This window comes from Lactobacillus sp. RTP31084st1_F9_RTP31084_210423 (genome assembly GCF_040919545.1).
GTDB classification, from domain to species: Bacteria; Bacillota; Bacilli; order Lactobacillales; family Lactobacillaceae; genus Lactobacillus; species Lactobacillus paragasseri.
Genome location: NZ_JBCOVH010000001.1, coordinates 905,251 through 917,788 on the forward strand (window position 1 = coordinate 905,251; position 12,538 = coordinate 917,788).

Genomic DNA, 12,538 nt, shown 5'->3' on the forward strand with positions numbered 1-12,538 from the left:
TTCTAAATTTACGTATCATATTTATTATGAACTAAGATTTGTTACAAAAAAAGACTTGAACTAGTCAAGTCTTTAAAAGTTAGATTATTTTCTTTAAAACTATCTATTTTCTTTTCTTATCTTCAATCGTACCATCGCTATGAGCAATAATAACTTCATCGCACATATCTAAGAACAATCCATGTTCAACAACACCAACTGTGCGATCTAAGTAATCTGCTAAGCCATGTGGTACAGGAGTTGGATCAGCAGCTAAGTCAATAATGTAATTTCCATAATGCGTTACATAACGCTTGCCGCTATTATCTAGACGCCATTGCGGCTTTAAGCCTTCTACTTCAAAACGTTTAAAGTTTTGTTCAGCTGAAACTGGTAGAACCTCAACTGGAAGCGGAAAACCACTTAGGCGGTGAACGAGTTTAGATTCATCAACAATCCAAATGATCTTCTTTGAGTTAATAGCGACATTCTTTTCTAAAGTTAAAGCGCCACCGCCACCCTTGATTCCATCTAGATTATCATCAACACGATCTGCTCCATCTACAGTCAAATCTGCCTGGTCAATATCTGCTAACTTATCAACTTTAAAGCCTAAACCCTCAAGTTGCTTTTTACTACGATTAGAAGTAGTAACAATATGCTTAAGACTAAAACCCTCTTTTTCTTTGCGTTCACCTAATGCATCAATAAAGAAAGCAACTGTTGACCCAGTTCCAACACCTAAAACAGAATCAGGTTCTACCATCATAGCAGCTTTAGTGGCTGCTTCCTTTTTTAATTGATCTTGTTCACTCTTATCCATTATTTAATTCTCCTTTAAAGCTTGCTCAACTACATCTCTAGTCGGAATGGATGGAAATGCACCTAGTTTTTGTACAGTAAATGACGAAGATTTAGACGCATAAACTACACTATCTTTTAAGTTGCTTAAATCAGGTCTTAACTCACTAGATAGAGCACCTAAGAAAGTGTCACCTGCGGCGGTTGTATCTACGGCCTTGACTTTAAAGGCTGGAATAATCTCTTCAATATCTTCATAAGAAACATAAGAACCACGTTCACCAATAGTGATAATTACGCCTTTAATCCCCATCTGATGAAAGACTTCACTGCTTTTCTTCATTGATTCTTCACTATCAACCTTAATCCCGGTAATACTTTCAGCTTCAGTTTCATTAGGAGTAATTAAATCGGTCAACTCTAATAATTCTTTAGGAATGTCAGTACGAGCAGGAGCAGGATTTAAAATAGTAGTTTTACCTGCAGCTCTAGCAATCTTGAAGGCTTCAATAGTTGCTTCAAGTGGAGTTTCAAATTGTGCAATCACAAAATCGCTATCTTCAATTTGATCCTTGGCATTTCTAACATCTTCAGCAGTTACATCAAAGTTGGCACCATGTTGAATAATAATCGAATTTTGACCAGATTCTTGAAGCAAGATATAAGCTTGACCAGTTTGTTCATTAGGCGTTACTGTTACATGATCAACATTAACTCCATTATCCTTAAATTGTTCAAGCATAAAGCGGCCATTGTCATCATCTCCAACACGGCCAACAAATATTGTTTCATTCTTGGCACGACTACTTGCAACTGCTTGATTTGCGCCCTTTCCACCAGCTGCCTTTGAAAATTCAGACATTGCTATTGTTTCTCCTGGTTGAGGAAGTTTCTTGATATGCATAATGTTGTCAACGTTAATTGATCCAACAATTGTAACTTTATTCATCAATTTTTCCTTTCATGCACGATCTTTTTCTTTTAATTATAGCAAAAAGGAGCATTTATTATTTATTTAAGGCAACTGATTTATAAAAGTTATCTGCCTGCACCACTAATATTTGCCTGTCCATTTTGTTTTCGGTTTCTTTTTTGAAATAAAAGTAGGCCATAATTAATTTATTTAAAGTGTTTTTCTTTATATCATAATTGATCGACGGAATTGCAACTAATGGATTGCTTGTATTTCCTATAATAAACATAAAAGTTCTATCTGATTGAGATAACTTTTTCAGTGATTGTTTAACTTCTGTTGTATCAATACTTTGCCCTGCTTTATAGGCTAAATGATATTCATGCATGGCTTTAATTGCAGCATCTCGAGCTTGTTGGTTGTTAAATAGATCCATTGTTATACCTAAATTTTTCATTTCACTTAAAAGAATATATTTAACTTATAATTTTTCTAAATCATACAATAAACGATAAAAAGGAGCAAAAATTCATTCGCTCCTTTTTTATTCTTTAAAATCTATTCACCTTCGCCAGGTCTCTTACCAAGTTCAGCTGACATCATCCAGATTCTCTTTTCAACGGCGGTATGATAAGCAATTAATAAGTCATTAGTGGAATTGTCGCCTTCATCTTCACTAATCTTAATACCACGTTCATAATCATCTCGTAATTGCTTATATGCATTAACAATTAATTGAAATCTTTCTTCCATGGATAAGTCCCAGCTGCCAACTTGATCTGGAACGTTAGTTTCTTCTAATACTTCTTCATAAGTTGAAATTGGACTACCGTTAATCTCAATTAATCTTTCTGCAACTCCATCTTGTTGTTCAGCTAATTCATCCATTACATCATCTAAATATGGGTGTAATTTCAAAAATCCTCTTCCGAGCATATACCAATGATGTTGATGAACAACCATATGCGCTTGAGTTAAATCAGCAACGATTTCATTCATAATTTTTTTAGTTTTTGGATAAGCCATAAAAATGCCTCCTTGAATAAAACAATATTTATATTTAAATCATAACTATAAAAATTAATAAAAGCTATTTATCTGCCTTATCAGTAAACAACTAAGCCAATTGCTAAAAATGCTAAACAAATACCAAATTCAATTACTAATAATTTCCAGCAAAACTTAAACCACTTATTAAAGCCGATATTCACCATCATTAAGCTCATTAAGATCAAACCAGTTGGAGCTACCAAGCTGATAAAGCCTTGTCCCCAGTTATAAGCATCAATAATACTTGCTCGGTCAATACCAACTACGTTAGCTAATGGTGCCATAATTGGCATTGAAAGAACGGCTAAACCTGAAGATGATTGAATAAAGAATCCTAAAACAATGTAGACCAAGAACATAAACCAAATGAACACTAATGGTGGCATACCAGAAACTTGTTGGCTAAAGAAGTTCATAATGGTATCGCTAGTATGACTTTCTTCCATCACAATTGAAACGGCACGCGCTAATCCAATTGTCAAAGCTACACCTAATAAGTCGCCTGCACCATTTACGAAGCTTTCAACAAACTTGTGCTCACTTAAGCCTGAAATAAAGGCAAAAATATATCCAGTTGCTAAGAAGACAACTGCAATTTCAGTGAAGTACCAGCCCTTTTGCTGAACGCCCCAAATCATTACAATAAATGCAATTGCGAAAACAAGTAATGTTAATTTTTGGCGCCAAGTAAATTCATGCTCTTGTATTGTTTGGTCTTGATTCAGATATTCTTGATCTTCCTTAACGAAATCATTATAAACATATGAAGCCTTAGGGTTCTTTTGTACCTTTTTAGCATATGCAATAACATAAATCATCCCCACAATAACACAAGTTGCCCACATGCAAATTCTTAACGGCAATGCCTCTGTAAAGTTAACACCAGCAGTATTAGAAGCAATTACAGTTGAAAATGGGTTAATAGTTGACGCCATCGTACCAATGCTGGTTCCTAAGAAGATCGTCGCGACAACCGTCATACGGTCAAATCCTGCCAGTAAGAATACTGGAATTAAAATTGGATAAAAGGCCATGGTTTCTTCAGCTAAGCCAAAAGTTGTACCACCAATGGCAATCAAGCCCATTACCAAAACAATCAATAATACTTGCTTACCTTTAATCTTTTTAGAAAGTGCCTGCATACCGGCATCAATTGCACCATTTGCGTGAACAACACCAATACATCCACCAAGAATTAAAACAAAGGCAATAATATCAATACTTTGCGCAATTCCATTTACTTGTGAAGATAAAAATTGATAAATTGCTCCACCTAGTCCTGGCTTTTTCTGATCGATCTTTTCATAAGAATCAGGAATTGCCACAGGCTTATAAATGGTACCATTAGTAAACTTCTTCACGTCAATCTTAACTTTATACTTATCTAAAGTTTTTTGAGTTGCTGCCTCTTTATGTTTACTACCATTTGGCTTAGTAATCACAAATTCCTTATTAGGTTGATCATACTCAAGCGTTGCATAATTACCCGATGGAATAAAAAACGTTAAAATCTGCACCAATAGCAGAACGATAATAATAACCGTATACGCTGTTGGAAATTGATGCTTTTTCTTTTTTTGAACTGTATTACTCATAACTTCCCCCGATCACATTTACAGTTTAATTTATAGTTTCATTATAGATTTCTTTATGAAAATTTGCACGCTCTTACATTTATCTGTACAAAAAAGACTGCAAAATTGCAGTCTTCTAATTTAAATATTTTCAATTATAGTTCAGTCATTTCATCAGTATCTTTAGTATTTAAATCAACTAATTCACCTGACATCTTATAAACAACCCACTGTGCTAAATTAACTACGTGGTCACCAATACGTTCTAGTAAACGAATTACCATAAAGTAACTTGAAGAAGCAACTGCAGCTTCTGGATCTTGTTTAATCCCAGCAATAATCAACTTACGCGCCTTCACATAATCTTCATCTACTTCGTCATCCTTTTTAGCAACTTCACGAGCTAATTTTTCATCGCCTTGAACATAAGCTTTTAAAACTTGATCAAGCATGAAGTTTACTTTCTTAGACATTGACTTAATAATTGTTTCAACTTCTGGAATACGTGGATTACCCTTTACTCTTATTGTCTCCCAAGCAATTGAAAGTGCATTTTCGCCAATTCGTTCTAAATCTCCCGTTGCCTTTAAGATACTAATTACATTTCTAAAGTCACTAGCAACCGGTTGCTGAAGAGCCATTAACTTCAAGGTTCTCTTCTCAACTTTAGTAGCAGCCCGAGAAACTTTTTGATCATCTTTTACTAGGCTTTGAGCTAATTTTTTATCATGATCAACAAAGGCTTGCGTAGCTTCCTCAATTGACTCACTAACATCAATCCCCATCCCCATAAAGCGGGTATTTAATTTACGTAATTCATCTAAAAAAACTTCATGCATCTTAAAACTTCTCCTTATTAACCAAAACGTCCATTCAGATAATCACTTGTAATCTGTTTCTTAGGATTCATGAACATATCAGCTGTTTTACCATATTCAATTAAGTCCCCACTCATTAAGAAAGCAGTATAATCGCTGATTCGACTGGCCTGCTGCAAGTTATGCGTTACCATGATGAAAGTATATTCATGCTTTAATTCAAGTAAGGTTTCCTCAATTTCACTACTTGAAATTGGATCAAGCGCACTCGTGGGTTCATCAAGCAAAATTACTTTCGGACGAACTGCTAAAGCACGCGCAATACAAATTCTTTGCTGCTGACCACCAGAAAAGGCTTGGGCATTGCGATCTAAATTATCTTTTGTTTCTTTCCAAATTGCTGCCTGCTTAAGACTTTCTTCAACGCGCTGATCAATTAACTCTTTATCCTTAATTCCAGCAATCTTTAATCCGTAAGCAATATTGTCATAAACAGAAAATGGAAAAGGACTCGGCTGCTGGAAAACCATCCCAACTTCCTTACGCAATTCTACCAGATCCATCTTAGAACCATAAATGTTTTGTCCTTCGAACTGAATATCACCGCTAATATGAATGTTGGGAATATCATCGTTCATCCTATTTAAACAGCGCAAGAAAGTTGACTTTCCACATCCCGAAGGTCCAATTAAAGCAGTTAATTCTTTTTCTTCAAAATCCAAGCTAATCCCATGCAAGGCTTCAACATTTCCATAACTTAGATGAACATCTTTACTTGTAATAATATTTTCCACAGTAAACCCCTTATCCAAAACTTCCGCGAATATAATCTTCCGTAATTTCACCCTTAGGATTAGTGAAAATATTTTCTGTTTTATCGTACTCTAGAACATGTCCTAAATGAAAGAAAGCTGTATAGTCACTAATACGACTAGCTTGCTGCATATTGTGAGTAACCATAATCATCGTATAATCGGTTCTCAATTGCTTGAGCGTATCTTCAAGCTTAGAGGTAGAAACAGGATCAAGCGCACTAGCTGGTTCATCAAGAAGCAGAATTTCAGGTTTCAAGGCAAGCGCTCGAGCAATACATAAACGTTGCTGTTGTCCACCCGACATTGCTAAGGCACTCTTATCGAGCTTATCCTTCACCTCATCCCACAAAGCAGCTGCTCTTAAACTTTCTTCGACAATTTGATCTAGCTTTTGCTTATCTTTTTCGCCATTTGCTTTTAGAGCATACGTAATATTTTCTCTAATTGATTTTGGAAATGGATTTGGCTTTTGAAAGACCATGCCAATATTTTTTCTTAATTGGTAAACATTGATATTGTTTTTATTAATATCTAAGCCGTGATACCAAATTTCACCATCAACTCGAGCAACCTTATCATTCATTCTATTAAGGCAACGTAAAAAAGTCGACTTTCCTGATCCAGATCCACCAATTAAGGCAGTAATTGTTTTTTTCTTAAATTGCAGACTAGCTCCAAAAAGCTTTTGAATACTCCCACCGTAAAAAACACTAAGGTCCTTAGTAGAAATAATTTGTTCATCTTGATCGAATTGATGAATAAAAGTAGGTGCTTCATTTACATTTTGCATAAATTTCTCCTTATGACTTAGCAGCTGTCAACTTGCGGTATAAATGGTTACCTAAGGCACGTGCACCCAGGTTAAACAAAATAACCACAATGATTAATAAAGCAGAAGTTGCAGCTGAAACAATTGTTGCATCAGGAATGATTCCTTCGGTATTAACTTTCCAAATATGAACAGCTAAAGTTTCTGCTGGGCGCATAACATTTAAGAAACTAGTTGGACTAAGCGGATTCCAATTACTATAGTCAATAGTTGATCCACTTTGACCTGCAGTATAAATTAAAGCTGCTGCTTCACCAAAAATTCTACCAGCACTTAAAATAATACCTGTTAAAATTCCAGGTAAAGCTGCAGGTAAAACAATCCCCCGAATTGTCTTCCAGTTCGATAAGCCTAAAGCAAGTCCAGCATCTCTTTGGGCTTGTGGAACACCTTCAATAGCTTGTTCAATATTACTAGTCAAAGTTGGTAGATTAAAAAATGTTAGTGCTAATGCACCAGAAATAATAGAAAAGCCAAAACCAAATTGCACTACAAATAATAAGTAACCAAATAAACCTACAACAATGGATGGTAAAGAACTCAGGATTTCAATGGTTGTTCTAATTAAGTTTGTAAACCAATTATCCTTTGCATATTCTGCTAAATAAATCCCAGCCCCTAATGCAATTGGCAAAGAAATAATCAGTGTCAAGACTAATAAATATAAAGAATTAAAAAGCTGATCTCTTACTCCACCACCAGCTTGATAAGAAGAGGCTTCAGAAGATAAAAAATGCCATGAAAGATGTGGTACACCAGAAACTAAAATATCGCCTAAAATTCCAAAAAGAATAATTACGACAATACTCACCAAGGTATAAATACCAGCCGTAGCAATTTTATTACGCGTTTTTGCATTCATTATTTCTGTCCTCTCTTTCCAATTAAGCGGACTAAGAAGTTAAAGACTAAAGACATAATTAATAATAACAAGGCTAAGGACCAAAGGGCATTATTAGGCAAAGTTCCCATCACGGTATTTCCCATTTGACTAGTTAATTGACTAGTTAAAGTAGCTGATGGACTTACTAAGTTAGCTGGCATTAAAACCGCATTACCAATAACCATTTGTACGGCTAATGCTTCCCCAAAAGCACGTGCCATTCCGAAAATTACCGCAGTCATAATTCTAGGAGAAGCAACTCGCAAAATCACCTTATAAATTGTTTGCCACTTAGTTGCTCCCAAAGCCAAAGAAGCCTTTCGGTAGTCAGAAGGAACAGCCTTTAAACTGTCAACAGTCAAAGAAGTAATCGTTGGTAAGACCATGACAAATAAAACCAAAGTAGCAGACAAAATACCAAATCCTGTGCCACCAAAAATATTTCTAATAAATGGAACAATAATTGTTAACCCCAAAAATCCGTAAACAACAGATGGAATCCCAACTAATAATTCAATTACGGATTGTAAAAAGCGCGCGCCTTTTTTAGAAGAATATTCAGTCATAAACAAGGCTACTGCAATGGCAAATGGTGTTGCTACTAAAGCTGCTAATAAAGTTACTGAAAAAGAAGTTACAATCATTGCAGCTGCACCAACATGGCTCTTTCCTTCACCTGGATCCCAGTCACTAGAAGCCAAAAATTGAAATACATTTACGTGGTCTTTAGTAAATGTTTCTAAGCCATGGAAGCCAATAAAACCAATAATTGAAGCAACTAAAATAATAATTAAGATAATAGCACAGTAAGTTAACCCCTTACCCCAATATTCTTGTCGCGTTTCTTTTGAGGGTTCAGTTAAACTAGCAACATCAACCTTGCTAGCTCCAATCTTCTTTAATTTAACATGAGGAACCTTTTGCTTATCTAAAGCAGATTCAACTACTTTTTTTAGATCTTTGTTATTCATCAAAACGTCCTATTCTTTATTTTTGAACAACATGATTATTACTATCACGTTCAACTTGCATCTTATTGATACTAATGTAGCCTAGCTTTGGCACTAAGTCATTTTGAACTTTACTACCAAGCATATAATCAATAAACTTTTGAACATTTTTATTAGGCTTTCCGTTAGTATACATATGCTCGTAAGACCAAAGATGCCAACGATTTGTTTCCACATTTTTATTCGTAGGCTTTATTTTGTCAATACTCAGTTTTTGAATATTTTCATCATTAGCATATGGGAAAGAAATATAAGAAATCGTCCCTGGCGTAGAGCTGACGATCTTACGCACAGTACCGTTAGAATCTTGTTCTTGCGCTTGAATTGGCTTTTTTCCATTCAGAATTAAGCCTTCAAAAGTTCCTCGAGTACCGCTACCTTTAGAACGATTAATTACAGTGATATTTTGATTTTTTCCGCCAACTTGTTTCCAGTTGGTAATCTTACCAGTAAAAATATCACTCAATTGCTGTCTGGTTAAATTTTTCACGCCAGCGCTCTTATTAACAATTGGTACAATACCTACAACTGCAACTAGATGATTTTGCAATTTTTTGGCGTCAATTCCTTTTTGTGTTTCAGCAAAAACATCAGAAGTTCCGATTTCAACAGCACCAGCCTGTACTTGGCTAAGACCAGTCCCAGAACCTCCACCTTGAACAACAATATTACTGTCTGGATGAGAAAGACGATAGTCATTTCCAGCTTGCTCAGCCAAAAGCTGCATGGCACTAGATCCAACAACAGTAATCTTATTGCTATTATTGTTAGCACAGCCTGTAAGTCCGATTAAAATAGCTAGCAGTCCTAAAACAGCAGCTATTTTAAATTTAAAATTTGTTCTCATCAATTTCTCCATGTAATTTACAGTATTTAACAAGAATATTTTATCATAATATCCTCTGTCAACAGAACGCATAAACTAAACAAAAGGCTAGGTTTTTCAACCTAGCCAAAAAGTTATCTATTCTCTGACATTTTCATAAACATATGAAATTTCATCGGGACGATAAACGCCATGTAGTTCTCCTACTTTAGTAAAGTTCATTTTATCAATCAAATGCTGCATCGCAGTATTATTTTCATGAGTATCAATACGAATACTATCAATATCTTTACGATTATCACGGATATAATCAATTACCTCAGTCAACAATTTAGTAGCATAACCATTGCCCGCATGCTTTGAATGAATTGCGACACGGTGTATTACCACATACTTGTCTGTATTACGAAGCCATTTACCCTTTAAATTATCGTAGGAATGATCTGGAGCTTCAACAATTGAAATGGCTCCAACAGTTTCGCCATCAGCTGAAACAGCAAGATAAGCAAAGCCTTTTTCAATATCATCTTTAATTTGATCTGGAGAAGGATAGTCTCCTTGCCATTGATCAACTCCGCGCTCTGCTAGTTGGTTTGCTCCATCCTTCAAAATTGTCATGATTTGATCATAGTCATTTATTGTAGCTTGTCTAATCTTCATTAAACTCATCCCTTTCCAACTTTTTTATCAAGAAACCATTATAAAGAAAAGCACTCTCCTTGTAAAAAGAAAGTGCTTATTTAAAAGAAATATTAATATTTATAAAACTTTAGAAAGGAAATCTTGTGCACGTGGGCTCTGCGGATTTTCAAAAATTTGCTCAGGACTGCCCTGTTCCTGTAAATATCCATCCGCCATAAACCAAACTTCATCAGAAACTTCACGAGCAAACCCCATTTCGTGAGTAACGATAACCATCGTCATTCCCGAATCAGCTAAGTCCTGCATTGTCTTTAAAACTTCTCCGACCATTTCTGGGTCTAATGCACTTGTTGGCTCATCAAACAGCATTACCTCTGGATCCATCGCTAACGCCCGAGCAATGGCAACACGCTGCTGCTGACCACCAGAGAGACTCGAAGGATATTGCTCAGCCCGATCTTTCAAACCAACTTTAGCCAGTAATTCTAAAGCTTGTTTCTCAGCCTCATCTTCACTTACGCCCTTAACCTTCATTGGAGCAAGTTTGATATTTTCAACTACATTCATATTAGGAAAAAGATTGAAACTTTGAAAAACCATTCCCATTTTTTCACGTAAAACATCTAACTCTTTTTCATTAATATGCGTTAAATCTTGTCCATCAAAAACGATCTTACCACTACTTGGCTTTTCAAGTACATTAAGACAGCGTAAAAATGTACTTTTTCCTGAACCTGATGGGCCAATGATACTGATAACTTTTCCTTTATCAACATTTGCTGAAATATCTTTGAGGACTTCTTTTTTTCCAAAACTTTTCTTTAAATGTTCAACCTTAATCATTGCTGTCATTACGCTTCATCCTCTTTTCAAAGTGATTCAACAATCTCGTCAATGAGAAAGTCATAACAAAGTAAATAATCATGGCAATGAATAATGGCAATACACCCTTATAAGTTGAAGTCTGAACTAATTGTGTTTGGTACATTAATTCAGCAACCCCAATTACTGAAACCAAAGAACTGTCCTTTAATAAAGTAATAAACTCATTACCTAAGGCTGGCCAAATATTCTTTATTGCCTGAGGAATAATTACATATCTAAATGCCTTCTGACGGCTTAAACCTAGGGAACGTGCTGCTTCCATTTGTCCTTTTGGCAAAGAATCAATTCCTGACCTAATATCCTCAGCCACATAGGCTCCAGAATTAAGCCCAATGGCAATAATACCAGCAACCAAGGCTGAAAGATTAGAAATCAAATATCCAATTCCAAAGTATACAAACAAGATTTGAACCATTTGAGGCGTACCGCGAATAAATTCAATATAACAAACAGCAAGCCAATGTAAAATTGGATTCTTAGACAGGCGCATCAAGGCTAAAATGATTCCTAAAACAATACCAATAATGACAGAAAAGACAGTAATTACAATCGTGTACCAGATGCCCTTGAAGAAGTATGGAATATATTTAGCAAAAGTATTACTTTTCTTTTCCGTTTTCATATATTTGGCAGCTGCTGGAAGGTATTGTTTATTAATTAAGTCTTTCTTTTGAACATGATCAATAGTTTTATTCACCTGAGCAACTAATTCATCTTGTCCCTTTGCAATTGCTACTGCATTTCCAGACTGTGTTTCTTTCAGGTTTGAACGTACTGCAGCTAAGCTATTATTATTTTCCGCATAAGCTTTAGCGATTAATTCTTCAACGACAACTGCCGAAACCTTACCAGATTGTAAAGCTAAGACCAAGTTATTAATTTTCCCAAGACCTTTTAACTTAGAATCTTTCATTTGCGACTTAACTAAATTATATTGGTTACTTCCTGTTTGAGCACCAATAGTTTGGCCTTTAAGGCTTTGGATGCTTGTATACTTATCCTTATCTTTTTTGTTTACTAAAAAATATTCACCACTTGGCTTGTAGTAAATTTTTGAAAAAGCTACACTTTTTTTTCTCTCAGGGGTAGGCGTCATAGCAGAAATAACCATGTCTACCTTTCCTGTTTCAAGTGCAACTAACAGTGAATCAAAAGACATATTTTTAATAACAAGCTTTACGTTTAAATCTTTGGCAATGTCTTTAGCTAATTCAATATCGACTCCAACATACTTAGTCTTGCCATTTTCACTTGCTGTAAATTCTAATGGCGGATAGTCGGCGGATGTACCTACTACTAGCTCTCCACTCTTTTTAATCTTCTTTAAAACACTACCTTCTGCTACTTTCTTTTCACTAGCTGCTTGAGCTGGTTGAATAAAAGTGGCACCGAGTGAGAAGAAGAGTAAAAATGCAAAGAAAAAACTAAATAGTTTTGTTTTCTTCATTACGCTCATTCCCTCTATATTATTACTATTAAAAATTAAAAACTGAAATTTTAAGCTTTTGTTAAT

14 protein-coding genes are annotated in these 12,538 nt (G+C 35.3%); all 14 read right to left on the reverse strand.

The features are described 5' to 3' along the window. Nucleotides 1-103: 103 nt before the first annotated feature. The 14 genes from rpiA to AB5359_RS04670 all read right to left on the reverse strand — a co-directional run bounded on the left by rpiA (nucleotide 104) and on the right by AB5359_RS04670 (nucleotide 12,472). Entirely contained in the window at nucleotides 104-802 is a 699-nt protein-coding gene (rpiA, locus tag AB5359_RS04605) for a ribose-5-phosphate isomerase RpiA (protein WP_048684881.1), read from the reverse strand. A 3-nt stretch (nucleotides 803-805) separates the two neighbouring features. Continuing rightward, the gene (rbsK, locus tag AB5359_RS04610) at nucleotides 806-1,729 is read right to left on the reverse strand and encodes a ribokinase (RefSeq protein WP_048684886.1); all 924 of its coding nucleotides are present in this window, start codon (nucleotides 1,727-1,729) and stop codon (nucleotides 806-808) included. A 58-nt stretch (nucleotides 1,730-1,787) separates the two neighbouring features. After that, the gene (locus AB5359_RS04615; protein WP_231589391.1) at nucleotides 1,788-2,150 is read right to left on the reverse strand and encodes a hypothetical protein; all 363 of its coding nucleotides are present in this window, start codon (nucleotides 2,148-2,150) and stop codon (nucleotides 1,788-1,790) included. Between the two features lie 101 nt (nucleotides 2,151-2,251). Then, entirely contained in the window at nucleotides 2,252-2,719 is a 468-nt protein-coding gene (locus tag AB5359_RS04620) for a DNA starvation/stationary phase protection protein (RefSeq protein ID WP_003649196.1), read from the reverse strand. 80 nt (nucleotides 2,720-2,799) lie between these two features. Then, nucleotides 2,800-4,338, reverse strand: a complete 1,539-nt coding sequence (locus AB5359_RS04625; RefSeq protein ID WP_048684891.1) for a YfcC family protein — start codon at nucleotides 4,336-4,338, stop codon at nucleotides 2,800-2,802. A 134-nt stretch (nucleotides 4,339-4,472) separates the two neighbouring features. Continuing rightward, on the reverse strand, nucleotides 4,473-5,156 hold the full coding sequence (gene phoU / locus AB5359_RS04630) for a phosphate signaling complex protein PhoU (RefSeq protein WP_048684893.1): 684 nt from the start codon (nucleotides 5,154-5,156) through the stop codon (nucleotides 4,473-4,475). 17 nt (nucleotides 5,157-5,173) lie between these two features. Next, a complete protein-coding gene (pstB, locus tag AB5359_RS04635) occupies nucleotides 5,174-5,929 on the reverse strand; it encodes a phosphate ABC transporter ATP-binding protein PstB (RefSeq protein ID WP_048684895.1) in 756 nt (251 codons plus the stop codon). A 10-nt stretch (nucleotides 5,930-5,939) separates the two neighbouring features. Next, nucleotides 5,940-6,740: a phosphate ABC transporter ATP-binding protein PstB gene (gene pstB, locus AB5359_RS04640; protein ID WP_003647608.1), complete on the reverse strand. Its 801-nt coding sequence runs from the start codon at nucleotides 6,738-6,740 to the stop codon at nucleotides 5,940-5,942. 10 nt (nucleotides 6,741-6,750) lie between these two features. After that, on the reverse strand, nucleotides 6,751-7,641 hold the full coding sequence (gene pstA, locus AB5359_RS04645) for a phosphate ABC transporter permease PstA (RefSeq protein ID WP_003647609.1): 891 nt from the start codon (nucleotides 7,639-7,641) through the stop codon (nucleotides 6,751-6,753). Further along, nucleotides 7,641-8,633, reverse strand: coding sequence for a phosphate ABC transporter permease subunit PstC (gene pstC / locus AB5359_RS04650; RefSeq protein ID WP_048684900.1), 993 nt, complete (start codon nucleotides 8,631-8,633; stop codon nucleotides 7,641-7,643). Before pstC ends, pstA begins: the two co-directional genes overlap by 1 nt. A gap of 16 nt (nucleotides 8,634-8,649) precedes the next feature. Further along, entirely contained in the window at nucleotides 8,650-9,519 is an 870-nt protein-coding gene (locus AB5359_RS04655) for a phosphate ABC transporter substrate-binding protein (RefSeq protein ID WP_048684903.1), read from the reverse strand. Between the two features lie 117 nt (nucleotides 9,520-9,636). Beyond that, nucleotides 9,637-10,158 carry a GNAT family N-acetyltransferase gene (locus AB5359_RS04660; protein WP_020806820.1) on the reverse strand — a complete coding sequence of 174 codons (522 nt, stop codon included), beginning with the start codon at nucleotides 10,156-10,158 and terminating at the stop codon, nucleotides 9,637-9,639. A 99-nt stretch (nucleotides 10,159-10,257) separates the two neighbouring features. Continuing rightward, nucleotides 10,258-10,992 carry an amino acid ABC transporter ATP-binding protein gene (locus AB5359_RS04665; protein ID WP_024273037.1) on the reverse strand — a complete coding sequence of 245 codons (735 nt, stop codon included), beginning with the start codon at nucleotides 10,990-10,992 and terminating at the stop codon, nucleotides 10,258-10,260. Further along, on the reverse strand, nucleotides 10,976-12,472 hold the full coding sequence (locus tag AB5359_RS04670; RefSeq protein ID WP_048684906.1) for an ABC transporter substrate-binding protein/permease: 1,497 nt from the start codon (nucleotides 12,470-12,472) through the stop codon (nucleotides 10,976-10,978). Before AB5359_RS04670 ends, AB5359_RS04665 begins: the two co-directional genes overlap by 17 nt. Between the last annotated feature and the right edge of the window lie 66 nt (nucleotides 12,473-12,538).